The sequence below is a fragment of the Corynebacterium faecale genome (assembly GCF_030408735.1).
Classification (GTDB): Bacteria; Actinomycetota; Actinomycetes; order Mycobacteriales; family Mycobacteriaceae; genus Corynebacterium; species Corynebacterium faecale.
This window is the reverse complement of record NZ_CP047204.1, coordinates 2,186,043-2,209,454: the sequence shown is the minus strand read 5'-3', so window position 1 is coordinate 2,209,454 and position 23,412 is coordinate 2,186,043. Positions and strand designations below refer to the sequence as shown.

Here is a 23,412-nt window from a genome sequence, read left to right as displayed (position 1 = left end):
ATGCAACAGGTCCTTCTCGGGTTCACCGTCGTATTCCTGGTCATCGGCGTGGGAGTGATCCTGGGGCGCACGGGTGTACTGGGTCCGGATGCCCAGCGGTCCCTGGGGTTATTCGTTTATTATGTGGCCACGCCGGCCCTGTTATTTGATCAGGTCACCGACGCTGATCCGGCGCAGATCTTCTCCGCCAACTTCGTGGTCATCGCGGTATCGGCGCTGATGGTGGGAATCCTGTTTTTCCTCCTGGCCAGGTTTATTCTCAAGCGCACCGCCCCGGATGCCATCGTGGGAATGCTGGCCTCCTCCTATGCCAACGCCGGCAACCTGGGTATCCCGCTGGCGGCCTATGTGCTGGATGATTTCACCGTGGTGGTGCCGGTCATCTTGTTCCAGGTGGCGTTCTACGCCCCGGTCACCCTCACCGCCCTGGATATGATGCACAACCCGAAGAGCACCAACCTGGTGAAAAACCTCATCCTCACCCCGCTGTCCAACACCATGGTTCTGGCGGCGATCGCGGGCATCATCGTCTCCCTGGCACAGCTCCCTGTTCCCACGGTGATCGCCCAACCGGTGTCCATGCTTGCGGGTGCATCGGTGCCCCTGGCGCTGGTGGTCTTCGGGATATCCCTGGCGCATGCCCGCATCCTGCAGAAGGGAGAGGTGGCGCGCCGGGATGTGTTCCTGGCGGTGGGGTTCAAAAATGTCTTGCATCCCATCTTCGCGCTGATGCTGGCACTGGCTTTTGGCATGGAGGGGCCCGCCCTCATGGCTGCGGTGGTGCTCGGTGCGCTTCCCACGGCGCAGAATGTGTACACCTACGCCCTTCGTTTCAATACCAGTGAAACGATGGCCCGGGATACAGGGGTGGTTTCCACACTCGTTTCCTTCCCCATAATGGTGATTATCTCAGTGGTTCTGGGTTGACACGGATACGATAAATGCTCATGAAGGCAGTGAAGGTCCGCACGGGCACAAAAGCATTGGTCACCTCGAAGGCCATGATGACGTGTGTCCTCTTTGTGCTCATTTGCGTTTCCTTCCTGCTGTATTTTTTCATCGCCTGGACTGATGTCACCGGGACCATGCGCACCCTCGTGGGCATAGCTGCTGCAGCGCCAGCGTGTGGCCTGGTTGCCGCGCTGGGGTCGATGTTGGTGGTGTGGTTGCGGCGTCGTAAAGCGGTGTTGGTGGTCGGGGAGACCGTGATCATTCCACGCACCGGGATCTCCTTCCCGGTGGCGGACCTGGCCACGGTGCAATTGTGGTCAGACCGCTCGCCGCGCTCATATGTGGCGTTGTTGCCCGCGCACGTGCGGGAACGGGCGAACACCACCGGCGTGCGGTCCATCCAGCCCTATGTGGTCGAATTTCCCAAAGGCGCGCAACCCCAGCCGTTTGAATTCGCCGATATCCTGCTGGAACGCAAAGGCGATATCACGGTGGACAGGCTCGGTGCGCTCTAAAGTCCTTATTGGGTCGCCTGTGAGGAAGAAGATTAACAAGCCTGTGCTTGTCGACGCCCCCGTCGCTGCCACTCACCGTGGCAGCGACGGGGTTTCTGGTGGTGCGGTGGTTTCGGTGATTATCACGATGGTGAGACATCACACGGGTGGACCGTGAGCCTGGATCTGGCTAGTTCCCACCAATGCCGTCATTAACCCCTGCAGTCGGGATGCCCGGGCTGCAGGGGGTTGGTGATGTTTTAGCAGGCTCTTGTGTCATGCAGTCCACATTGCGGGATGCCAATGACAGATGACAGCACCGAACTGGCAATCACGGGTAATGCGACGGCCAGGTAGAGAAATTCCTGCAGCTGCTGGGGAAGAACTGAGGAGAGCATTTCCGTGGTGAATGCTGGTGCAGGAACCTCAATAGCCGTCTGGGCCTGGACGGGTGCGATTGCGGTGCCGGTGGTGATCAGGGCTGAGGTTGACAGTGCCACCACAGCCAGGCGAAGGCGGCGATTCATGGAATCCTCCTCGGGGGTCGGATGAATAGGAAACGTTAACTTCAAACCTATCAGTGTAATAAGGTAAAAGATATCGTCTCGGCGCCACAAAATGGAAGAACCACCACAGCAGACCAGGTGGGGAACCCCGGGGACTGCGGTGGTGGTTTCAGCATGTGGAGAATGCAGTGTGTCAGCTGCTGAAGCGGCTGAAGAAGGACAGGATCCAATCGAAGATGGACTTGAACATTCCACCGATACCGGACAGGACGCTCACGATGCCGTCGAGGACGGAACTACCGGTTGAGGAGCCTCCCGGGTCTGGAGTCGGATCCGGTGTTGGTGTTGGTGTTGGGGTGGGATCTGGGCCCGGGTCGGTCGTGTACAGGGTCAGGATCAGATCCAGATGCTCTGGTGGGACAGGCAGTATGTCGGTCCATGCCAGCTCAGTGCCATCTGCTGCGAGATATCCCGGTGCGGAAGCACTCACCCGGTAGAAACCGGGGACGGTGTCCCAGGAGAAGCGGCCTTCAGAATCAGTGCGATCAGGGTTGGTGCGGTTACTCGGTGAGAGCAGGGCGCTACCATCAGGGATCTGTTCAAAGGGGCCATCAGGATTATCGGAACGGTAGATGATCACCTCAGCATCCACGATAGGTACCCCGTCCTGATCCACGACCGTTCCCGCAGGATCGATGTAGATATCAAAGGTGGTTGGTACTCCATCGACGTAGATGATCACCTGGGCCAGTCCCGTCTGGGCCTGGGCTCCCAACAGGCTGGGCACGGTTGTGGTGAACAATCCGGGTTGAACCAGGCTCTCTGAGAAGTCCCCGGAGAGCAGAGTGCGTCCATCCTGGACTATCTCGAAGGTGACGGTGGCACCCGGAGCTGCCTCATGCCTGATCACGAAAGGAGAACCCCAGGACACTGACGGGACACCGGAGTTCTGTGGGAATCCCTGGTCGATCGTGGTGTCGGCGGGGATGGTGCGGGGCCCGGTCAGGGTGAAGTTCACCGTCAGCTCGGTAGAAACAGCGGTGGTGACCGACTGTGCGGGTGCATCAACTGAGAGACCGCTCGGTGGGCTCACCCGAACGGTTGCAGGTCCTGTGCCCAGACCGCTGAGTGCGTAAGTGCCGTTCGGTCCGGTGATGGTGTTGGAACTCCACGACCCGTCCAGCGCGATGATGGACACGATGGCGCCGGCAACGGGTTGCCCTGATTCATCAGTGACGATTCCGGTGACATTTCCCGCGATGACGGCAGAACCATCACCACGGATCTGGAAGACATATCGGCCCGGTGTGCTCAGCGATCCGAGACTGTTGGTGAACAGTGAACGCTCACCACCGTCAGTCATCGCGGTGGTCACTCCCGAGCCGGCAAGCTCAAAGAATGTTCCCTCGGCGCCGGTTCCCAGGGAGTATCCTGCACGCACCGGGCTGCCACCAAAGCCGCCTGAGCCACCTGATGCACTGCCGGTCTCCCAGCCGATGGAACCGTAGTTGAAGGTGATGTCGAAGTCACCGTCGTTGTAGCCCACACCGGAACGTTGGGTCAATACCAGCTGTGCTGAGATGAGCTTATCGCTCTGTGCACTGTAATAACCGACATCAACCCAGTTCACCACGAACTGGTTACCATCCGGGCTTGCTCCGTAGGTGACCAGCATGGAATTTTCGCCCCGGGTATCAACATCTGCGAAGAACGGGGCGATGATCGGGATCTGGGTGGCACCGGTCAACGCGAACGGGGTGTAGGTGGGCATCGGGGAGTTGAAGGTGACATTACCGTTGTTGTTCACAAACAAGGCGGAGTACTGATTGCCGAAGAAGTTGATGGGGAACGGCAATGTCACCAGTTCTGACGATCCGTCATCATTGGCTGGAATCTCATTCAGGGCCCACCCCTCGGTGGATATCAAAGCTGGCGCCGCGGGCCGGTCAGCCAGTGCATTGAGGGTAAAAGCGAGAGCCTCTGCGGGATCTTCGTCCTGGCTGATGAGTGAATCCCCATCGGACTTAAAGGATTCTTGAGCCTGGGCGACATGGAGACCCATGAACACGAGGAGAACCGCAGAAAAGAAAGCGGTGAAAAGCAGGAATGGGACAGGGATGGTGGATCGGAAAGCTGAAAAAGTGGAAGGACTGTTGTGTAGGGACACAGTAACCCCTTAGCTTGTATGCGCTCACAGTTTCTCGCGCAGGCATTCGGAACGTGAAGGTGTTCAGTCATGCCGGCAGGCGTTCACATTTAGCAGTCAGGGAATGTGTCCCACAGGCATCACATATCGCTAGCCTATTGAGACGTCACAGTCAGCGGGAGACGGTACTAATGGGGTTATTGACAGGCTTTAGCCAGTGAAGTATAAGCTTCGGGTTGCCAAAGCCCCGTCCCGGGATCCCGCTTGAGAACTAGTCCGTGATCCAGGTGTCCGCGAGGATCTCCATGCTGCGTGCTGTGGTCTCAGTGTCCGGGGACTGCAGAGAGATCATGAGCTCATCAGCCTGAGCGATCTGGGTGAAATCCTCCAGGAATTCCTTCACCTCTGCTCCGGTACCGATGGCGGTGTAACGGAGCATGTCCACGATCTGGCGGCCGGAGGGGGAGTCCATGATGGCATCAAGCTGCTCATCGGTGATGGTGCGTCCACGTGCCGCCATACTGCGTACCCGCGAACGGGCGACATCCGCGAAGTGCTCCTGCGCGGTTTCCACAGTGTCCGCGGCGGTGACGTTGACCGCCGCGATGACATACGGTTCCGGATGCTGCTCGGAGGGCTGGTAGGTCTCCCGGTACGTGGAGACCGCCTGCTCGAGGTGGGTGGGCGCAAAGTGTGAGGCGAAGGAATAAGGAAGTCCGAGCTGGGCAGCCAGCTGCGCCCCGAAGAGCGAGGAACCAAGGATATACAGGGGGACATTGGTGCCCTTGCCCGGGATCGCCTCCACACCGGGAAGACGGGAACGACCAGCCAGGTAGGAGTGCAGCTCCACCACATCCTGGGGGAAGTACTCGGCTGAGGAGGGTTCACGCCTCAGTGCACGCAACGTGTTCATATCGGTGCCGGGGGCGCGGCCCAGGCCCAGATCAATCCGGTCCGGGTAGAGCTCAGCCAAGGTGCCGAACTGTTCTGCGATTACATAGGGGGAGTGGTTGGGCAGCATCACACCACCCGCGCCCAGACGGATGGTCTTGGTATGTGCACCGATATGGGAGATGAGCACCGCCGGCGAGGATGAGGAGATGCTCGGCATGTTGTGGTGCTCCGCGTACCAGATGCGTTTGAAACCGAGGGACTCTGCCTTCTGTGCCATGGCAACTGAACGCCTGAAACTATCACCCGGCCGTTCACCTTCGAAGATGGTGGCAAAGTCAATGAGTGAAAGCGGCACAGACATGGAGATCCCTTCAGAACTTTAAGTGGTTACGGCAGCTTTCTCTTCAACCTTCGAGCGGTCCCGATTATTCCAATCGGCCACCATGCCAAGTGCGGACATGAGGGCGACCGGTACGACCCAGCCCAGCTGCATGCTGTGCAGCGGTGCCCAGTCAATGAAGGGGACCAGCACGGGAACACTCATGAACAGGGCCCACACCACTGCGGTCCAGATGCCGAGCAGGAAGGTGTAGCGGAAGTGGAAGAGCACCGGCTCCAGCAATGTCAACGCCACCAGTGTGATCGCAGCCGGGTAAATGAAGGTGATGATCGGCGCGGCGATCGACAACACGGTATCCAGGCCCAGCGTTGCCACACCGAAGGAAATCAGGGAGAAGACCACAGCCCACACGTGATAACTGATACCAGGCAGCAGCGAGTTGAAGAACTCAGATGTCGCGGTGATCAGACCAACTGCAGTGGTGAGGCAGGCGAGCACCACGATGATGGTGAACACGATCCGACCAGGTCCACCCATGGTCTGCTCAGCTGCGTAATTGAGGATCTCGGTGCCGTCCGAATGATTACCACCAGCAATGCGGCCAATGGCGCCCAGACCGAGGTAAACCGCGGCCAGGAGGGCACCGGCGATGAGGGCTGCGTAGACCGTGGCGGTGCGGACCTTCTCCACCTTCTGGTACTTGAACGCTGAGATCACCACGATGCCGAAAGCAAGAGCAGCGATGGAATCCATGGTCATGTAGCCCTCGAACAGGCCAGCACCCACAGCTTGCTCCGCATAATCGCCTCGAGGCTCACCCGGGGTGCCGCCCAACATGGACAACGACAACACCACCAGGAGCAGAATCAACGCCAGCAGCGCCGGGGTGAGCCACTTACCCAGCTTGTCTGCCACTCCGTTCGGGTTCCATGACAGCGCCAGGGCTACACCGAAGAAAACGAAGTTGAAGATGCCGGAGTAGAGAACACTGTCCGTGCCCACAGCAGTTGAGTAACTCACCGCTCCGGTTCTTGGGAGTGCGTAGAAGGCGCCGATGGAGAGATAAGCCAGAATGGGAAAAGCAATACCGAAGACTTTTCCGGCACGACTGGCCATATCTCTGACGTCATTTCCAGAGACCACCACCGCGATGATTGCGATGACGGGTAGTAGGACGCCTGTGGAGAGGAAACCGAGGATCGCCGGTAGGTAGGCGGTACCCGATTCCTGTCCGAGCATCGGTGGGAAGATGAGGTTTCCAGCTCCGAAGAACATGGAAAACAGCATCAGAGATGTGACAAGTACGGCTTTTTTCATTTAGAGAACGCTGGCGATACGGCGCAGACCCTCCTCAAGGGTTTCCCGGGAACATGCGAAATTCAGGCGCGCGCAGTTTTTGAAATCGCCGAAGGCCGCACCATCGTTCAGCATGACTTTACCCTCCTCACGCATAATCAACGAAGGGCTCTTCTCAATCTTCGTTCCGGAGAAGTCCAACCACATGAGATAAGTGGAGTCAGGCACATGCACCTTAACTCCGAGTTTCTGCAGTTCAGAGGCTGCATAATCCCTATTTTCCCGCAGGAGTTCAAGCTCCTCATCGAGGTAGGAATCACCTTCGCTGTACACCGTTTCTGCGGCGATCAAGCCCAAAATAGAAACACCATCCCGCGTAATCCCGGAAAGTTTCTTCCACGTCTTCACATCATCATCATTGGTGAAGAAAATCTGAGCACACTTGAGTCCCGCGGTGTTCCACGCCTTGGAGGTGGCGGTGATGGTCAGGCATGCATTGGCTGCATTGGTGGATACCCCGGCGGCAACCACGTGGGTGCCTTCATAAACCAGGGGAGCGTGGATCTCATCAACAATGACCCGGGCCTCATATTCAACCGCGAGATCAGTGAGGTCGCGGATGAAATCCTCATCGAAGACAGTTCCCAGAGGATTGTGCGGGTTGCAGAACAGGATCGATCCGGCGCCGTTGGCGAAGGCCTGCTCAATGTCACGGAGGTTGTACTTCTCCGCGTCCAGATAAACTACCTGGCGCCCGGTAACCTTCGGCAGTTCAATAAACGGTGGGTAGGCAGGGACCGGGACGATAACCGCTGAACCTGGTTTGGTGAAGTGCTCGATGGCCAATTGCAGACCCCGAACCACATCGGGAATGGCGAAAACATTCTCTGGCTTCGGCGCATAGCCATAACGGCGCTCATAAAAACCAACCAGGGCGTCGGCAAGGCCGGTCTCATCTGGTGGATAACCAAAAACCTCACGCTCTACAGCGTCAGCGAGGGCCTCCTTCAGAGGAGGGCAGGTACCAAAATCACTCTCGGCGACCCACAGCGGGAGGACATCCTCGGGGTACCGGGTCCATTTGAGAGTGCGACGGTTTTTCAATTCTTCGAGTTCAGGGAAGCGCATACGCTCTAGGCTAGTAAACTTTCGACAAGTACCGATGAATATGAAGGAGCCCGGAGTGAAGTTGAGGATTTTTCCTGTGCTGGCAGCAGCTGCACTTTTGGCAGGTTGCTCAGGTGAAAACGCCGATGAGCAGGCTGCCGACACACCGACTGAATCAATTACAGTCACCACTTCGGAGACCCCAACTTTTGAACCTCAGCAGGTAGAGACCGTCATTCTTGAAGATGGTGAGGATTCTGCCGAAGACCCCGGCCTGAATATTCGGGTTCATTTCCAGGGAACCGGTTTTGGCACCAACGGTGGATCTGTTGTTTATGTTGCCGTCACCAACCTCAACGAAATCCCCCTCCCCACCGATGCTATCGAGCAGCCAACTCTGCGCATTGTTGACTACAACGGTGAGTTAATGGATATCGAACCCATCGATGGCGATGACAATATCCCCTTGGATCTACCCCTTGGGGTAGGAGCCACCACAAACCTGCAGTGGGCCTACAACACCTCAAACGGATCACTGTGGGCTGCACAGTTTGAGATCGGCAACCTGCTTTTCGACGGCAATCTCAACAATCTTTAAAAACTTCTCCATCCCACGGAACCTTCCCCCAGCTTTCGCAGTCTAAGCAACTGAGTACTTCTTCGTATTCGCTACGACAATGAAATCCTGGGGGTTTTCCCATGCACCGATCCTGGTCAATCCTTTTGGCCACCACCGCTTTACTCGCAGGCTGTTCATCGGGGAGCAGCACACCTACAACTGTCACCGTCACGTCTCCAGCGCCCTCTGGGGATTCATCTGTGGTGACTGACCGGCATCCCACCAACACGGACCTTTTCTCCAGCCAGTTCCACCCGTGTGAAGTCTTCACCGAGGAGCAGTTCGCCCAGGCGGGGTTAGGTAAACACCTGAATACCACGGAGAACCCGGGTAGCAACGTTCAAACCTGCGGTTTTAGTCCTGTTGATCTGGAAGATCTTGATGGAACCTATCTAGTCGCAACTGATCGGACTAATCGCAGTCAAATCGAGAATCAGCGACTTCTAACTTTAGATTGGGCGCAATCAGGAACAGAAGGAATTTACGTTCATGAAATGCCGAGCGAGGTTAGGCAGTGCACAGCGGCTATAGATTTTGATTGGGGGCGTTTTTTGGTGGGATATAGGGAGTTGGGTCAGGGGTGGGAACCCGAGGCTCTTTGCAGTGCGTCAGTTTCAATATTGGAATCTTTGATTTCACAAGCAGGGGGAAGAAATGCAGCTCAGGATTGATCGACCATCCGTTGATGGCGTAATGGCAGAACTTGACGAGTTAATGCGGAAGTCAAACTCAATTGCGCATTCTGCGGAACTAGATGTGCTCAACGGCGCCTATTCCACCGTCTCCGGCCTCGACCAGCTGGGTGATGGCCACGGCAGGGTGATGCATGGTGGCGCAGGATCAGCAGAGGCTGTCCTTGTTTCCTACTCTGAGCAGATCCAGTGGCTTCGAGATGCACTCAAGGCATCCGTCGAGGCATTGAACAGTCAGGATGAGTTGTTCGCACGGGGGATGGATATTGCGGATACCGGTGGGCAGGTGGGGGACGGGGCAGTCTCGTTCCCGGTTCGTCCAGCACCAAGGTTTGACTCGTTCAGCTTCACTTCGCCTGTGGTGAGGGCGCCAAGTTCAATTGATGAGCTGTGTAGTGACTTTTCCGGAACCAACTCGGGGGCGGTTTCGGCGGCACAGAGTTCGTGGACCACGATGTCGTCCACGATCTCTGAGGTGTCTGAGTCACTGCGGCGTGTAGCTGGTGAGCTGTTGGACAGTAATGCCGGTGAGGTGTTTGAGCAGGCATCATTGCGCATTACTGAGGTGGCTGAAGCTGGGTCGGTTTTCGCCGGTAATGCCAAGGAGATGTCCCGTTCGGTTGGAACGCTGAACAGTATTTACACGGGGCACAAGATGAGTGTGTTCATGGCTGCGCTGTCGATCTCCATGATCAAGGAGCCGGCGGAGCGGGCGGCGGCGGAGAGCACTTTCTTAGGGTCGTTTGAATCGGCGTTCCAGAGTGATGTGAGGGCGGGTGTGCCGGGGATCGATAATCTCATGCGGGTGAGGTCCTCGGATGGCAGCGGCGGGGGAATCGCCCTGGGCATGTCGGAGATCAGCGGCAGCGGGGCTGCGTTCAACACCCAGGGTCTGACTCCGCAGGGGTTGTCAGCCGCAGGTGGTGGGGTGGCATCAGCACCTGCAGTGGGCGCGGGCAGCTTCGGAACAGTCGGGGAGAATCTTGACGGCATGGAGGTGTCTGACCTGAAGACCTCTGCTGCGTCTGTGGGGGCGGGTAGTTCCACGATGAGCAACACCGCAGGCATGGGTGGTGTGAATCCACTGGGTTCCGGAGGTGGCGTCGCGGGAAGTACGCCGATCATGGGTATGACCGGCAGACACGGGATAAATGGGGGTATTACCCGGTCCTCCAATGCTGGATTGAGTCCGTTGATGAATGCCCGCACCCAAAGTGCCTCCGCGATGGGGCCGATGGGCCCGATGATGGGAGCTGCCGGTGGTGGAGGTGTCGGTGGTGCCGCCACTACAGGCGCGAACGGGGCGCGTGGGGGAGTGAAGCAGGCTCTGGCACAGTCCGGTCATGGGGCATCAACCAGTCCTACGCAGTCTTCGTCCGGGTTGACGGGAGGGGCGGTGGGGAAGGCGTCGCAAAGCACAGCGCGCCCGATGATGCCGATGATGCCCATGTCGGGCGCGGGAGGCGCACCGCAGCGCAACACCGGCAAGGTGAAAACGGTGACATCCGCGGTGGAGCAGGATGCAAATATTGCGGCGCTGCTGGGTAACCGGGGGCCGGTGGTGCCGGGTGTGATCGGTGATTGGGTGAGGCGGTAACCGCGGCATTGCTAAGCTGATCGTTATGACAAACGAGGAAGAACTGGTTGTACTCGCCGACGAAGAGGGCAATGCCATCGGCACGGCCCCCAAAGCCACTGTCCACACCACGGACACACCCCTGCATTTCGCCTTCTCCAGCTACATCCTGAATCCACGGGGTGAGCTGCTGGTCACCCGCCGTGCCCTGAGCAAGAAGACCTGGCCGGGCGTGTGGACCAATTCCATGTGCGGTCATCCCGCACCGGATGAGACGAACGCGGATGCGATCCGTCGCCGTGGTGGGGACGAGCTGGGACTGGAGAGGGATTCCTTCCTGGATGTCCAGGTTGTTCTTCCCGATTATCAGTACCGTGCGGTGGACTCCTCCGGCATCGTGGAGTGGGAGTTCTGCCCGGTACATATTGTCCGCCTTGCTGTGGGGGAGTTCGTGGAGCCACTGCCGGATGAGGTGGAGGAATTCGCATGGGAGGAGCCACAGAAGATCTTTGATGCTGTGGATGCCACCCCGTTCGCGTTCTCCCCGTGGATGGTGGATCAGCTGTCCAACCCGGAGCTGCGCCAGGCGATCCTGGAAGCTTTCGACGACCAGGTATAAAGAACCAGCCAGAACAACCAGTCCTACCTGGAGGGCGCTTGCTGATGCTTAAGCAAGTGCCCTCCTGACCGCTCCGATCGGGATATGTGCCCAGTCGGGGCGGTTGTTTATCTCATAAGCCACCTCATAGAGCGCCTTGTCCAGGATGTAGGCATTGAGAAGATCCTGGTTCCCATCCGTGGCACCGTAACCCTCGAGGAACGCTGCGGTGGCCTCTGCCCCCCACCGCTGATGCACGCCATCGAAGTGGGCTGCGTAGTCGATGGATCTGATCATGCCCGCCACATCACGGAGCGGGGAATCCGGGAGTTTGCGATCAGCCAGTGGGCGGGCTGGTTCACCCTCGAAATCGATGAGAATGTAGCGGTCATCGGTGCGCAGGGTCTGGCCGAGATGGAGATCCCCATGGATGCGCTGTAGTTCCATCTCTCCCTCAAGACCCTGGTAGATGTCCACAGCAGCTTGGCGGAACTGTACCAGTTCAGGAACTGTGGCGATGAGACCATCAAGGCGGGTGATCAACCCGTCGGCCACGGTGGACGCGGGAACCACGGTGGTCCCGAAGGCCTCGGCAAGGGCGGTGTGCACTGTTGCCGTTGCTGAACCCAACAGCCGCGCATCATCAGCAAAACTGCTGGAGGTGGTGGACAGGGCGTGTACCCAGCCATCCTTGCCGGGCATGAACCGCTGGGCCATCACCAGGGTGTAGTCATCACCATCGAGATCCACGGCGGAGTATCCCAGTACCGGTGCCACATTCGGGCAGTCGGGAATCCTGCTGAGCAGTTCCACATCGGGATTCAACCCGGGTTCAAGTTTGCGGAAATACTTCACCATCACATCACCGGCCACCAGTGAGGTGTTGGACTGTTCACTGTTCAGCTTCCGGTAGGGGCCGGGTGGGAAGGGGGCGGGGGAGTTCCACGTGCCCAGGCTTTCCCCCACGTCGTGGACATGATCCGGAAGAACATCCCGGCCATCCTCATTCACCAGGAGCTGGTAGAGGGCATCATTGACCCGCGCGATCAGCAGGGTGTTCTCACCGACCTGCTTCTCCACCACGATGTCTACTTCCGTGATGGTGTGCGACTTGGCTCCGTAGAAGCGTTCCTTCACAATGTGTTCGGCGATGCTCACTCTTCTTCACCGCTCATATCGAGCCAGAAGAAACCGTGTGGGGCGAGGGTGAACACGCACTGGCGTTCGCCGATGGTGGGGAAGTACTGGCCACCGGACACCTCACGCGGGGTGATGCCGGCGAATTCGCTGAGATCCAGCGCCACGGCCTGTGGGAGCTTGGACATGTTGTTCACGCACAGGATGGTCTGGCCCTTGTACTCACGCAGGAAGGTGAGCACTGCTTCGTTGGTGGAGTCGATCTCCCGGTAGGTGCCCTTGCCGAAAGCCCGGTACTGCTTACGGATCATGATCTGGTTGCGGATCCACTGCAACAGGGAATTCTCCTGCGTGAGCTGTGTTTCCACGTTGACCTGGGCATAGCCGAAGCGGTCATTCTGGATCGCCGGGAGGTAGAGGCGTTCGGGATCAGCCTTGGAGAAGCCACCATTGCGGTCATTGGACCACTGCATGGGGGTGCGCACACCATCACGGTCAGGCAACCAGATATTGTCACCCATGCCGATCTCATCGCCGTAGTACAGAACCGGGGAGCCAGGCAGGGACAGCAACAGGCCGTGCAGCAGTTCGAGCTGGTTGCGGTCGCCGTCGACAAGCGGTGCTAGTCGACGCCTGATACCCACGTTCGCACGCATCCGAGGCTCGGGGGCGAACTGCTGGTACATATAGGCGCGTTCCTCATCAGAGACCATCTCCAAGGTCAGCTCATCATGGTTGCGCAGGAAGATAGCCCACTGGGCGGTCTTGGGGATCGGAGGTGTGTGTTCGAGGATTTCACTGACCGGGGTGCGGGACCCCTGCCGGACACCCATGAAGATGCGGGGCATGAGAGGAAAGTGGAAGGCCATGTGGCACTCATCGCCCTTCTCCTTCTCACCGAAGTACTCCACCACATCATGCGGCCACTGGTTGGCCTCGGCCAGGACGATGCGTCCCGGGTACTCCTCATCAATGACAGCGCGGCAGCGTTTGAGAAAATCGTGTGTTTCAGGCAGGTTCTCACCATTGGTGCCTTCACGCTCGAACAGGTAGGGCACGGCATCCAGGCGGAAACCATCCAGACCCAGATCCAGCCAGAAGCGCAGGACATCAAGCATCGCCTCCTGCACCGCCGGGTTGTCATAGTTCAGGTCCGGCTGGTGGGAGAAGAAACGGTGCCAGTAATACTGCTTGCGCACCGGGTCATAGCTCCAGTTGGACTCCTCGGTGTCAATGAAGATGATCCGGGCTTCCTTATACATGGTGGGATCATCCCCCCACACGTAGAAGTCACCGTAAGGGCCGTCCGGATCGGTGCGGGACTGCTGGAACCATGGGTGCTGATCTGAGGTGTGGTTCATCACCAGGTCCGTGATTATTCGCAGACCACGACGGTGGGCCTGGTCCACCAGTTCCACGAAATCATCCACGGTTCCAAATTCCGGGAGGATCTCACGGAAGTTGCGGATATCATAACCACCATCACGCAGCGGGGAATCATAGAACGGTGGGACCCAGATGCAATCCACACCCAGCCACTGGATGTAATCGAGCTTTTCCGTCAGTCCCTTGAGGGTGCCTGATCCGGTGTTGCCCGGGTCATGGAAGGCACGAACCAGTACTTCATAGAAGACCGCGTCTTTGTACCATTCGCGGTCGTGTTTTTCCCAGGGTTGTTCACCGGGAGCAGGTGCCGGGGTGTTGTATTCCTCCGACTCGTGCTCAACAATGAAGCCCTCAGCATCTACCACCGGGCGGGCGGTACTCTCCGGGATCAGGTCCTGATTCAGCGGGGTAGTGTCAGTCATACCCACTAGGGTAGAGATATTTTAGGGCTCTCGCTGCTCATGCTTTTGTGCTATAAGTGCTGCCAACAGGGCCACACAGAACCCCTCCAACGCCCCTCCGGCACTCCTCCAGCGCCCCTCCAGCCGTTACCACCCGCCGAGCCCCCCGGCGAGGATTTCTACCCACCCAGCCCGTCCACCGCAGGGCCATCCTGCTGGAGGAACGAGGTCCGCACGATATTCAACGGATCGCGCACCACCTCTGGTTCGCCATCCACCAGGGACAACGCCGCTCGATCCTCGGGTGAATATTGCGGCCACGAGGGTGTTTCACCCCGGGCGAAGGACGCGATGATGCGGTGCGCTTCAGAATCCCTCTGGAAGATCTCACTGAGGTCATCGCAGTGACGTCCGGGGAATTCAATCCACCAGCCTTTCTCTGTCTGGGCGACATAGCGGCGGATCATGGAATCGCCGATCATGCGACCGACCACACGGTCATCGATCTTCCGGGCCTTGGTTATGTAGGAGGCGGGCACGCTGACCCCAAGCAGCCGCGAAGCCAGGGCAGCCCCCACCTTCCGCTGGTCAAACCATTGCCCGATGCCGTGGTTGTACATCTCATCCCGGGTGGAGGTGATGATCAGATCCACATCAGCGAGCTCGTCCGGGTCATAACCTGCGGGGCCCAGTGCCAGGTCATGGAAGTACCGTCGGGCGAAGCGTCGATAGCCACGGGTGAGTTTCTGCGGGTCGGCTTTCGCCAGGGAGTCACGGGTGATGGGGAGGGAGAGGGAGCGTCGTAAAGCGCCTTTGCGTTTGGCAAAGGGACCGCGCGGGAAACTGGGGGAGAGGGCGACCACGCGGCGGAACGCGCCGCGGTAGTGGTCCAGGCGCGCGAGCCAGAGGACGATGCCGCCGCCGGCGGACTGGCCGATCAGCGTGACATTGGTGGGATCACCACCGAAATGCTCAATGTTCTTCTGCACCCACTCCAGCGCCAGCACACAGTCATCCGTGCCGCGGTAGTGGTGGGGTTCATCATCATGGAAGGGCACGAACCCCTCCAGCCCCAGGCGGTAGGAGATCTCCACCACCACAAACCCCTGGTTGGTGAAGAATTTGGGATCGGTGCGGGGATCAAACCGCGAACCATTGACGTACCCGCCACCGTGGATGAACACGATCACCGGATAGTCTGCGCCGAAACGGGTCTCCGGCGTGGACACCGTCAGATGCAGACCGGGGTGCGTGCCCCGCGCATCGATCTCCAGCGGTTCGAGTTTCTCAGCATTCTGGAAGGGCCGTGCCCTGGCGTAGGGGATCGAGCGGAAATAGGGGAACTCAGGTGTGCGCGTGGTCTCGCGCGCTTCAGGGCCAGTCTCAGAACCGGCGCCAGCACCGACGCCGGTTTCAGCGCCAGCACCGACGCCGGTCTCAGCGTCAGCCGCAGCGCCGACACCCGGGCCAGCACCAGCTCCGTGCGCAGTGAAAGAGACAAGTTCCCCGGTGATATTACCGGCGGGGCAGGTGACCGTGACAGACATGAGCCCAACATTAGCAACCCGGGTGGTCAATCCCCGGCCAGATCGGTGGGGACCGCGATCCCCACCGTTGCTGGGCACTCATCTAGGATCGATCTCTATGAGTGTTGATGCCCTGCTGACCCCAAGTAACCTTCCCTACCAGCTGCCTGATTTCGCAGCCATTAAGACGGAGGACTTCCTCCCCGCCTTCGAGATCGCCCTGGCTGAGCACAAGGCAGAGATCGAGGGGATCACCGCTAACCCGGATGCCCCGAACTGGGAGAACACCATGGAAGCCCTCGAGCGCGCCGGGTTGCCACTGAACCGTGCGGCGTCGGTGTTCTTCAACCTGCAGGGCACCGATTCCTCCGATGAGCTGGATGCCATCGCGCAGGAGATCGCCCCTAAACTGGCCGCCCATTCTGATTCGATCTATCACAATTCCGCGCTGTTCCAGCGCATCGAGGCACTGCAAGCACCAGCCGATGAGGAGTCTCAGCGTCTGCTTGAGCAGACCACCAGAGCTTTTCGACGCCGCGGTGCCGCCCTCGATTCAGCCGGCAAGGCCCGGCTGTCTGAGATCAACCAACGCCTCTCCGCCCTGTCGGAGGAGTTCGGCCGCAACCTGTTGAAGGACACCCGTGAGCTGGCGGTGAGCTTTGATGAATCCGAGCTGGAAGGCTTCAGCCCATCCCGTGTGGAGGCTGCTGCCGCCTATGCGCAGGCAGTAGACCGCGAGGGCTATGTGGTTCCCCTGGAACTGCCCACCGTGCAGGCGGAGCAGGCGGTCCTGACCTCTTCCGAGGCCCGCGCCAAACTCTATGAAGCCTCCCAGCAGCGCGGCCAGAACTCCAATGCCGAGGTGCTTCTGGAAACAGTCCGCCTGCGTGCCGAGCGCGCGGAACTGCTCGGCTACACCACCCACGCCGAGTATGTGATCGAGGAGGAGACCGCCGACGACGTGGATGCTGTCCGCGGTCTGCTCTATGACCTGGCACCCAGTGCCGCGTCCAATGCGAAGGCGGAGTACAAGCTCTCAGCGGAGGAAGCCGAATTCTCAGGCGAAAAGGTGGAGGCTGCTGACTGGCCGTTCTGGGAATCCAAGGTCCGTGAACGCGATTACGCCCTGGATGATGCGCAGCTGCGCCAGTACTTCCCACTGACACGTGTGTTGGAAGATGGCGTGTTCTATGCCGCTAACCGTCTCTACGGCATCACCGTGGATAAGCGCGAGGACCTGGTCGGTTATGCAGAGGGCGTGGATGTCTGGGAGGTCAAGGACCACGATGGCACCGGCATCGGTCTGTTGCTCACCGACTACTTCGGTAGGCCCTCCAAGCGCGGTGGCGCGTGGATGAGCAGCTTCGTGGACCAGTCCCACCTGCTGGGCACCAAGCCGGTGGTGATCAACGTCATGGGGATTACCAAACCCACCTCCGGTGAGGCACTGCTGTCTCTGGATGAGGTGACCACCATCTTCCACGAATTCGGACATGGCCTGCACGGACTGCTGTCTGATGTGCGCTACCCAAGCTTCTCCGGCACCTCCGTGCCGCGTGACTACGTGGAATTCCCCTCCCAGATCAATGAGAACTGGGCCTTTGATCCTTCCGTGGTGCGCAACTACGCCCGCCACCATGAAACCGGTGAGGTCATCCCCGAGGCGATGCTGTCCGCCATTGAGGCATCCCGTCAGTTCGGCCAGGGTTTTGCCACCTCCGAGTACCTGGCTGCCTCTATCATTGACCTGGCCTGGCACTCCCTGACCGCTGATGAGGCTGCGGCCGTGACCGACATCGAGCAGTTCGAACAGGACGCCCTGCAGCTCGCCGGGTTGGACGTGGAGAAGGTGGCCCCACGCTACCGTTCCACCTATTTCAACCACATCTTCGCCGGTGGTTACTCAGCAGGTTATTACTCCTACCTGTGGGCGGAAGCCCTGGACGCGGATGGTTTCGACTGGTTCGAAGAAACCGGTGCCGCCGGCGACGCAGCCTCTGCTGAGTCCGCCCGTGAGGCAGGTCAGCGTTTCCGTGATCTGGTGCTGTCCCGCGGTGCGGCCGCCGATTACACCCGCTCCTTTGAAACCCTGCGTGGCCGGGCCAAGGACATCGGACCACTGCTGCGTCGTCGTGGCCTGGCGGGTGCGATCTGAGGTCTTAAGATTTGAGGTGGGCGGTGTATGGTTTTAAGCCATGACCGCCTTGCTTGACTGGATCTCCCAGCAGTTGACCACAGCCCCGCTGTGGATACAGTCACCCATCGTGATCCTCGGAGCGGTGCTGGTCTGTGCCCTCATGGCGGTGCCCTTACTCCGGTTCGTGGATCTCCTCGGAATGTGGGTGTCAGGCGCCACCCGGGTTAAGCGGGGCAGCTTCCCACCTGCCGGACAGGCTGTGCGCACCACAGAGGGCGGCACCCGAATCATCAGCGAATCACAACCGAGCTAAGGATAAAAAGAGACACTCATGGCTAACCCAGAAGAGCTCCGCAAACGCGACCAGGAACTGCCCAAACGCAGGCGCAAGTACCCGCAGTCACGCGTCACCCAGGCACTGGTGGCATTGCTGGTTATCGTGCTGATCGCCTGGTTGGTTTCACTATTGTAAATAGCGGTATGGGATTAGCTACCCCCGAACGGGGGAAAATTAAACATTTTTGAGACTTTAAGAGGAAAGTGAGTAATTATGGATATTGAGAATTGATCCACAGTAAGAGTTAGCTTGTTTCTAACTCCGATTGCTCCACCGGCGTTGGCTTCGTGCCACGCCGGTTTTCTTTTTGAAGGATGGATACATCGTGCAGATTAATTACGTTGTAGGAATTGACGTTGGTTCATATTCTGTGGGTTTGGCTGCTGTAGAGGTGGATTCGACAGGCCAGCCGGTGGGCTTGCTAAGCGCAGTGTCCCATATTCATGATTCCGGTTTAGTGCGCCCGTATGGTGATTTGAGACAGGGTCTAGTAGTACTTCGTTAGCTCTTGTGGAGTGATCTTTATGGGGCGTAATGTTTGATCATGAACGCAAAAACCATCACTCACACCCCAAGTGCTCTCCAGGATTTCGTCGCCGAAATCTTTGCCTCCCTGGTCCGCAAGGACCAACGCGCCACCTCCAGCTACTACCTGCAGGGGTTGATGTTAGAGGGGCGTCGGAAATCTATGCAACCCATGGCCGAACGACTTGGGATTGATCATCAACGACTCCAACAATTCGTCTCCACCTCACCCTGGCCAGTCGAACCTGTCAGAAAAGCCCTGGCCACCAGGGCCATCGATCTGATCCACCCCGATGCCTGGGTTGTTGATGACACCGGCTTTATCAAAGACGGATCAGCATCGCCTGGAGGGTGCTGTTGCAAAGTTGGGCGGAGAGCAGCGAAGACTCAGTTTCTCATTCCCTGATGGCCGCTGCGTGTGGGCGTTCTCAGGCCGTCTCGAAGACCCGGTTGACGATCACCGCGTCCGGGTTCGGTTGCCCGTAGGCAAACATCGTGCCTTGCCCTTTCCGCAATGAGTGCATCGCCTCCATCCCTTTCAACGTCCGATATGCAGATGTCCGGTTCTTAAACGCGCCTTTCGGCCCGAGGATCCGCTTCAGCCGACCATGGTCGCCTTCCAGGATGTTGTTGAGGTATTTCACCTGCCGGTGTTCCACTGTTGGCGGGCAGATTCCCTCTGACTTCAACTCGGCGATTGCCCTGGCTAGGGAGGGTGCTTTATCGGTGTTGATCACTCTGGGATACCCGGCTGACGCATTGGATCTGAGGGCCTTGGCCAGGAAACGCTTCGCTGCGGCCACGTTCCGCTTCGGAGAGAGGTAAAAGTCCAGGGTCTGGCCACCGGCGGTGATCGCCCGATAGAGGTAGCACCACCTGCCGCCGACCCGGATATAGGTCTCATCCACCCGCCAGGAACTTAGCCTGCCAGTCAGGTACCTGCCGGTACCACCGTGTTTGCTTGTCCAGCTCAGGGGCGTATTTCTGGACCCAACGGTGAGAATCGTGGTGTGATCGACCGGCACGCCCCGCTGAAGTCATCATTTCTTCCAGGTCTTAGGTCAGCTCACCCCGTAGCGGCAGTACCACCGCACCACCCACAGAATGATGTCACGGGGGAAATGGCGACCCGAGAAGATGCCCATGGTTCTAATTATTTCACGCCGGTATTCCTACTGCCCCAACTTTGCAACAGCACCCTCCAAAGCGAATCCATCCTGCGATTCCGAGGGGCTCCTCGGAGATGAGAGAGATTGCCAACTAGTCAGCACCTACTGTATGGTCAGCACATGCTGACTATTGCTTCCCGTCTTGATGTAATGAACCGCTTGGGCCGTGCCATGGCTGATCCCACCCGGTCCCGGATCCTGTTGTCCCTACTCGAATCCCCCGGGTATCCGGCCCAACTGGCCGAAACGCTGGGGTTGACCCGGACGAATGTCTCCAACCACCTGGCCTGTCTACGCGACTGCGGGATTGTAGTCGCCGAGCCGGAGGGGCGGCGTACCCGCTATGAGATCGTCGACGCACACCTGGCCCGCGCGCTCAATGCCCTGGTAGAGATCACCCTCGCCGTTGATGAGGATGCCCCCTGCCTAGACCCTGCCTGTCTGGTCGCCGGCTGTTGCGATACAGAAGGAGGCCAGCAGTCATGACGTCTGCCTGTGGTTGTGAACCATCTGCACCGATGGCCAGAGAAGAGGAGCACACGCCCTGGTGGCGTGATCGGGCTATCCTCCTTCCTGTGGCCTCCGGTGTATCGTTGCTGGTTGGTCTGATCCTTGAGTGGTTCGTTCCCAATGCCGGGATGATCGCCCTCGTCTTATTCTGGGCCTCCCTGTTGTTGGGTGCCTCCCAGTTCGTTCCTGGGGCGCTGAAGGGGTTGTTTACCCGGGGAAAACTGGGTATCGGGTTGCTGATGACGATCAGCGCCACCGGTGCCGTCCTGCTCGGGTTCATCGAGGAGGCCGCCGCCCTAGCCTTCCTCTACTCCATCGCAGAGGCGCTGGAAGATAAGGCGATGGACAAGGCCCGCTCGGGCCTGCGGTCCCTGCTTGCTCTGATCCCCTCGACCGCGACCATTCTTGTCCGCGGGTCTACCCGCACGGTGCCGGTCGAAGACCTCGCTCCAGGGGATGTGTTGCGCCTGGCGGCCGGAGATCGCTTGGCCACCGATGGAATCATCCGGTCCGGGCACAGCAGCCTGGATGTTTCGGCGATCACCGGGGAATCCATCCCTGTGGAGGTCGGCCCCGGTGACGCGGTGCTGGCTGGCTCAATCAACACCACCGGGGCTCTCGAAGTTGAGGCCACCGCCGGAGGCACAGACAATTCCCTGACCACTGTGGTCGCGCTGGTCGAGCAGGCGCAGAGTGAGAAGGGCCAACGCGCGCGTATCGCCGACCGGTTGGCCCGCCCCCTGGTGCCGGGGGTGCTCATTCTGGCCATCTTCGTTGCCGTGATCGGGTCCCTGTTCGGGGATCCAGGTGTGTGGATTGAGCGTGCCCTGGTCGTGCTGGTCGCGGCCTCGCCGTGTGCGCTGGCGATCTCGGTGCCGGTCACGGTCGTCTCTGCGATCGGGGCGGCCAGCAAGTTCGGGGTGGTCATCAAGTCCGGCGCCGCTTTTGAGCGCCTCGGTGGCATCCGCCACCTGGCCCTGGATAAGACCGGTACCCTAACCCGCAATCAGCCCACTGTTGCGGAGGTGCTCACCATCGATGGCATCAGTCGGGCAGATGTCCTCGGCTGGGCTGCCGCGCTCGAGGATCACTCCACCCACCCGCTGGCCGCCGCTATTACCGCCGCAGCACCCCAGGCGCCGACTGCCCAGCAGGTTGACGAGACTGCGGGGCAGGGGATCACCGGGGTGATCGACGGGACGCAGATTAAGGTCGGGAGTCCCCGCTGGCTGTCCCCTGGCCCCTTGGTCGGGCAGGTCGAAACCCTGGAGAGCCAGGGTATGACCGTGGTCATCGTTTACCGTGACGACCACCCGGTCGGTGCGGTGGGGGTGCGCGATGAACTCCGTCCGGAAACCCCCGAGGTCATTCAGTCCCTGACGGACGAGGGTTTCGGGATTACCATGCTCACCGGTGACAACCGGCGCACCGCCGATGCTCTGGCCCACGAGGCCGGTATTACGGATGTCCGGTCCGAGCTGCGCCCGGAGGATAAGGCTCAGGCCGTGGCTGACCTGGCAGGCCGGGGGCCGGTGGCGATGATCGGTGACGGTATCAACGACGCCCCCGCCCTAGCTACCGCCGATATCGGGATTGCCATGGGAGCGAAGGGATCGGATGCGGCGATCGAGTCCGCGGATGTTGCCTTTACCGGTGATGACCTGCGTCTGATTCCGCGTGCCCTGCACCATGCCCGACGGGGGCGCACCATCATCAACCAGAACATCGTGCTGTCCCTGGCGATCATCATCGTGCTGCTGCCGCTGGCGATCACTGGTGTGTTGGGACTAGCTGCGGTTGTCTTGGTCCATGAGGTCGCAGAGGTTATCGTCATTGCCAATGGTCTACGCGCTGCCCGGACCGCAACTACCGCACGGCCAGTGGCTGCTGGCACACTGTCTACGTCGGAGCTCACCCATGCCGGCCCTCATGTGTGACCTGGTGACCATTGTCCCGATCATCCTGGTCGCCCTGATGGTGTTCACCGGTCCTGACCGCCCCGAGCCTGAAGGCCTGACCGGGGAGAGCGTCCCAATTGAGCTGCTGGTGCGAGAGGACAGTCCACGCCTGTCCGACGGCGAGGAGGACCGCCAGGCAGTCAATGAGTGGATCAGGAACTCAGGTGAATTCGACGCCCTTGCTGATTACGAGGCTGCGGTCCGCGACCCCGACAACCCGAGCAGGCTCCTTCCCGCATTCAATCCGGGCGACAACCTACATCCGAATGACGAGGGCTACGCGGCGATGGTCGACGAACTAGATCTTGAGGAGATCTGCGCCAGCTGATCGGTCAGCTATTGGCTCCGCCACCTATACCCAGAACATGAGCTACTGCACTGCTATTGGCAGGTCATCGACCGGTTCCAGCCCGTGCTGGAGTTGCTGCGCCCGACCTTCGAGGGCGATCGTGGCATGATGTCGGTCAGCCACGGCACCGCGATCCGCACCATCACCACCTACACCACCGGGGTGGACGGCGGCTTCTCCGGATACATGACCAACTGCCGCTACATCGTGATTAAATCCGGCGAGGTCGGCTTCGGCCAGGGTGACCTGGTCCGGTGGGCAAATACAGGCAGCAAATAGATTTAGCGGCCCGCTGGTCACAGACCTGTCAGCACATCGCGAACCTGTGGCGGTAGGGAGCTAAACCACTCAGCTTCCCCGCCGGGCTCGGGCAAGAGCTGGCCGTATTCGGTCATGTTCGCACCGGGGATCTCATTGACGTAGACCCAGAGGTGGGCCGCCGGTATTCCCAGTGTCTCGGCGCCCCTGGCGGTGAGCTGTTTTAATAGCCCGGTTTTCTGCTGTTCGGTGCGCCCGGAACGGATATCCGCCCGGATCCAGACGTGGTCCTGAGAAACTTCCTGGCCGGCGAGGAATAACTCACCGGGTGCAAGATCGTTGAAGAGCACCTGAACCAGATAGCGCGGGGCGGACGTGACTTCGTGGTGGAGGTCGGTGATCAGCTCAGCGAGTTTCGGGCGCTGCCCCGGTCCGATTGTCCCGGCGGTGGATAAGACGGTGTAGGTCGGCATGAACCTCAATCTACCTACCCAGCACAA

24 protein-coding genes are annotated in these 23,412 nt (G+C 59.4%); 14 read left to right on the top strand and 10 right to left on the bottom strand.

Going from position 1 to position 23,412, the window contains the following annotated elements:
• Together CFAEC_RS10050 and CFAEC_RS10045 are read left to right on the top strand one after the other, a co-directional pair.
• Nucleotides 1-927, top strand: coding sequence for an AEC family transporter (locus CFAEC_RS10050; RefSeq protein ID WP_290276508.1), 927 nt, complete (start codon nt 1-3; stop codon nt 925-927).
• A gap of 20 nt (nt 928-947) precedes the next feature.
• Entirely contained in the window at nt 948-1,466 is a 519-nt protein-coding gene (locus tag CFAEC_RS10045) for a hypothetical protein (RefSeq protein WP_290276507.1), read from the top strand.
• A gap of 239 nt (nt 1,467-1,705) precedes the next feature.
• On the opposite strand, the gene CFAEC_RS10040 is transcribed toward CFAEC_RS10045, so the two are convergent.
• From CFAEC_RS10040 to metC, 5 genes are all read right to left on the bottom strand, one after another.
• Nucleotides 1,706-1,972 (bottom strand): hypothetical protein, encoded by a 267-nt coding sequence (locus CFAEC_RS10040; protein WP_290276504.1) that lies wholly within the window; start codon nt 1,970-1,972, stop codon nt 1,706-1,708.
• A gap of 172 nt (nt 1,973-2,144) precedes the next feature.
• Entirely contained in the window at nt 2,145-4,118 is a 1,974-nt protein-coding gene (locus CFAEC_RS10035) for a nidogen-like domain-containing protein (protein ID WP_290276502.1), read from the bottom strand.
• Between the two features lie 250 nt (nt 4,119-4,368).
• Nucleotides 4,369-5,352 carry an LLM class flavin-dependent oxidoreductase gene (locus tag CFAEC_RS10030; protein WP_290276500.1) on the bottom strand — a complete coding sequence of 328 codons (984 nt, stop codon included), beginning with the start codon at nt 5,350-5,352 and terminating at the stop codon, nt 4,369-4,371.
• Between the two features lie 18 nt (nt 5,353-5,370).
• Nucleotides 5,371-6,648 (bottom strand): branched-chain amino acid transport system II carrier protein, encoded by a 1,278-nt coding sequence (brnQ, locus tag CFAEC_RS10025; protein ID WP_290276498.1) that lies wholly within the window; start codon nt 6,646-6,648, stop codon nt 5,371-5,373.
• Entirely contained in the window at nt 6,649-7,755 is a 1,107-nt protein-coding gene (gene metC, locus CFAEC_RS10020; RefSeq protein WP_290276497.1) for a cystathionine beta-lyase MetC, read from the bottom strand. It lies immediately after the preceding gene.
• 55 nt (nt 7,756-7,810) lie between these two features.
• Between metC and CFAEC_RS10015 the strand changes: the two genes are divergently transcribed.
• The 4 genes from CFAEC_RS10015 (at nt 7,811) to idi (ending at nt 11,240) form a co-directional block, all read left to right on the top strand.
• Entirely contained in the window at nt 7,811-8,332 is a 522-nt protein-coding gene (locus CFAEC_RS10015) for a hypothetical protein (RefSeq protein ID WP_290276494.1), read from the top strand.
• Between the two features lie 101 nt (nt 8,333-8,433).
• Nucleotides 8,434-9,024, top strand: a complete 591-nt coding sequence (locus CFAEC_RS10010; RefSeq protein WP_290276493.1) for a DUF3558 domain-containing protein — start codon at nt 8,434-8,436, stop codon at nt 9,022-9,024.
• A gap of 22 nt (nt 9,025-9,046) precedes the next feature.
• Complete coding sequence (locus CFAEC_RS10005) at nt 9,047-10,642, top strand: hypothetical protein (RefSeq protein WP_290276492.1); 1,596 nt, start codon at nt 9,047-9,049, stop codon at nt 10,640-10,642.
• A gap of 25 nt (nt 10,643-10,667) precedes the next feature.
• On the top strand, nt 10,668-11,240 hold the full coding sequence (gene idi / locus CFAEC_RS10000; protein WP_290276490.1) for an isopentenyl-diphosphate Delta-isomerase: 573 nt from the start codon (nt 10,668-10,670) through the stop codon (nt 11,238-11,240).
• 48 nt (nt 11,241-11,288) lie between these two features.
• Here idi and CFAEC_RS09995 read toward each other — a convergent pair whose 3' ends face one another.
• The 3 genes from CFAEC_RS09995 to CFAEC_RS09985 form a co-directional block, all read right to left on the bottom strand.
• Complete coding sequence (locus CFAEC_RS09995; protein ID WP_290276488.1) at nt 11,289-12,377, bottom strand: trehalose synthase; 1,089 nt, start codon at nt 12,375-12,377, stop codon at nt 11,289-11,291.
• On the bottom strand, nt 12,374-14,164 hold the full coding sequence (gene treS / locus CFAEC_RS09990; RefSeq protein WP_290276486.1) for a maltose alpha-D-glucosyltransferase: 1,791 nt from the start codon (nt 14,162-14,164) through the stop codon (nt 12,374-12,376). The genes CFAEC_RS09995 and treS overlap by 4 nt, the downstream gene beginning before the upstream one ends.
• Before the next feature lie 158 nt (nt 14,165-14,322).
• Complete coding sequence (locus tag CFAEC_RS09985; RefSeq protein ID WP_290276484.1) at nt 14,323-15,690, bottom strand: alpha/beta fold hydrolase; 1,368 nt, start codon at nt 15,688-15,690, stop codon at nt 14,323-14,325.
• 97 nt (nt 15,691-15,787) lie between these two features.
• On the opposite strand from CFAEC_RS09985, the gene CFAEC_RS09980 reads away from it, so the two are divergent.
• From CFAEC_RS09980 to CFAEC_RS09965, 4 genes are all read left to right on the top strand, one after another.
• Entirely contained in the window at nt 15,788-17,824 is a 2,037-nt protein-coding gene (locus CFAEC_RS09980; RefSeq protein ID WP_290276482.1) for a M3 family metallopeptidase, read from the top strand.
• 40 nt (nt 17,825-17,864) lie between these two features.
• Nucleotides 17,865-18,119 (top strand): hypothetical protein, encoded by a 255-nt coding sequence (locus CFAEC_RS09975; protein ID WP_290276481.1) that lies wholly within the window; start codon nt 17,865-17,867, stop codon nt 18,117-18,119.
• 18 nt (nt 18,120-18,137) lie between these two features.
• Entirely contained in the window at nt 18,138-18,278 is a 141-nt protein-coding gene (locus tag CFAEC_RS09970) for a hypothetical protein (protein WP_290276480.1), read from the top strand.
• A 409-nt stretch (nt 18,279-18,687) separates the two neighbouring features.
• Nucleotides 18,688-19,074: a transposase gene (locus CFAEC_RS09965; RefSeq protein WP_290276479.1), complete on the top strand. Its 387-nt coding sequence runs from the start codon at nt 18,688-18,690 to the stop codon at nt 19,072-19,074.
• Between the two features lie 22 nt (nt 19,075-19,096).
• Here CFAEC_RS09965 and CFAEC_RS09960 read toward each other — a convergent pair whose 3' ends face one another.
• Complete coding sequence (locus tag CFAEC_RS09960; RefSeq protein WP_290276478.1) at nt 19,097-19,693, bottom strand: IS6 family transposase; 597 nt, start codon at nt 19,691-19,693, stop codon at nt 19,097-19,099.
• A 264-nt stretch (nt 19,694-19,957) separates the two neighbouring features.
• Between CFAEC_RS09960 and cmtR the strand changes: the two genes are divergently transcribed.
• Genes cmtR through CFAEC_RS09940 form a run of 4 tightly spaced genes read left to right on the top strand, consistent with a single transcriptional unit; the run spans nt 19,958 to nt 22,933 of the window.
• Entirely contained in the window at nt 19,958-20,323 is a 366-nt protein-coding gene (gene cmtR / locus CFAEC_RS09955) for a Cd(II)/Pb(II)-sensing metalloregulatory transcriptional regulator CmtR (protein ID WP_290276476.1), read from the top strand.
• On the top strand, nt 20,320-22,284 hold the full coding sequence (locus tag CFAEC_RS09950; RefSeq protein WP_197462035.1) for a heavy metal translocating P-type ATPase: 1,965 nt from the start codon (nt 20,320-20,322) through the stop codon (nt 22,282-22,284). The genes cmtR and CFAEC_RS09950 overlap by 4 nt, the downstream gene beginning before the upstream one ends.
• Nucleotides 22,265-22,633, top strand: a complete 369-nt coding sequence (locus CFAEC_RS09945; RefSeq protein WP_290276475.1) for an SGNH/GDSL hydrolase family protein — start codon at nt 22,265-22,267, stop codon at nt 22,631-22,633. The genes CFAEC_RS09950 and CFAEC_RS09945 overlap by 20 nt, the downstream gene beginning before the upstream one ends.
• Nucleotides 22,634-22,678: 45 nt before the next feature.
• Complete coding sequence (locus CFAEC_RS09940) at nt 22,679-22,933, top strand: histidine phosphatase family protein (protein WP_290279869.1); 255 nt, start codon at nt 22,679-22,681, stop codon at nt 22,931-22,933.
• 17 nt (nt 22,934-22,950) lie between these two features.
• Here CFAEC_RS09940 and CFAEC_RS09935 read toward each other — a convergent pair whose 3' ends face one another.
• Entirely contained in the window at nt 22,951-23,385 is a 435-nt protein-coding gene (locus CFAEC_RS09935) for a tautomerase family protein (RefSeq protein ID WP_290276473.1), read from the bottom strand.
• Between the last annotated feature and the right edge of the window lie 27 nt (nt 23,386-23,412).

Excerpts from the sequence above, each read along its gene's own strand:
- CFAEC_RS09980 (WP_290276482.1), top strand. The coding sequence starts at position 15,788 with ATGAGTGTTGATGCCCTGCTGACCCCAAGTAACCTTCCCTACCAGCTG.
- cmtR (WP_290276476.1), top strand. The coding sequence starts at position 19,958 with ATGCTGACTATTGCTTCCCGTCTTGATGTAATGAACCGCTTGGGCCGT.
- CFAEC_RS09945 (WP_290276475.1), top strand. The coding sequence starts at position 22,265 with ATGCCGGCCCTCATGTGTGACCTGGTGACCATTGTCCCGATCATCCTG.
- CFAEC_RS10030 (WP_290276500.1), bottom strand. The coding sequence starts at position 5,352 with ATGTCTGTGCCGCTTTCACTCATTGACTTTGCCACCATCTTCGAAGGT.
- brnQ (WP_290276498.1), bottom strand. The coding sequence starts at position 6,648 with ATGAAAAAAGCCGTACTTGTCACATCTCTGATGCTGTTTTCCATGTTC.
- CFAEC_RS09965 (WP_290276479.1), top strand. The coding sequence starts at position 18,688 with ATGAACGCAAAAACCATCACTCACACCCCAAGTGCTCTCCAGGATTTC.
- CFAEC_RS10005 (WP_290276492.1), top strand. The coding sequence starts at position 9,047 with ATGGCAGAACTTGACGAGTTAATGCGGAAGTCAAACTCAATTGCGCAT.
- CFAEC_RS10010 (WP_290276493.1), top strand. The coding sequence starts at position 8,434 with ATGCACCGATCCTGGTCAATCCTTTTGGCCACCACCGCTTTACTCGCA.
- idi (WP_290276490.1), top strand. The coding sequence starts at position 10,668 with ATGACAAACGAGGAAGAACTGGTTGTACTCGCCGACGAAGAGGGCAAT.
- CFAEC_RS10050 (WP_290276508.1), top strand. The coding sequence starts at position 1 with ATGCAACAGGTCCTTCTCGGGTTCACCGTCGTATTCCTGGTCATCGGC.
- CFAEC_RS09970 (WP_290276480.1), top strand. The coding sequence starts at position 18,138 with ATGGCTAACCCAGAAGAGCTCCGCAAACGCGACCAGGAACTGCCCAAA.
- CFAEC_RS10040 (WP_290276504.1), bottom strand. The coding sequence starts at position 1,972 with ATGAATCGCCGCCTTCGCCTGGCTGTGGTGGCACTGTCAACCTCAGCC.
- CFAEC_RS09975 (WP_290276481.1), top strand. The coding sequence starts at position 17,865 with ATGACCGCCTTGCTTGACTGGATCTCCCAGCAGTTGACCACAGCCCCG.
- CFAEC_RS10045 (WP_290276507.1), top strand. The coding sequence starts at position 948 with ATGAAGGCAGTGAAGGTCCGCACGGGCACAAAAGCATTGGTCACCTCG.
- CFAEC_RS09935 (WP_290276473.1), bottom strand. The coding sequence starts at position 23,385 with ATGCCGACCTACACCGTCTTATCCACCGCCGGGACAATCGGACCGGGG.
- treS (WP_290276486.1), bottom strand. The coding sequence starts at position 14,164 with ATGACTGACACTACCCCGCTGAATCAGGACCTGATCCCGGAGAGTACC.
- CFAEC_RS09950 (WP_197462035.1), top strand. The coding sequence starts at position 20,320 with ATGACGTCTGCCTGTGGTTGTGAACCATCTGCACCGATGGCCAGAGAA.
- metC (WP_290276497.1), bottom strand. The coding sequence starts at position 7,755 with ATGCGCTTCCCTGAACTCGAAGAATTGAAAAACCGTCGCACTCTCAAA.
- CFAEC_RS09985 (WP_290276484.1), bottom strand. The coding sequence starts at position 15,690 with ATGTCTGTCACGGTCACCTGCCCCGCCGGTAATATCACCGGGGAACTT.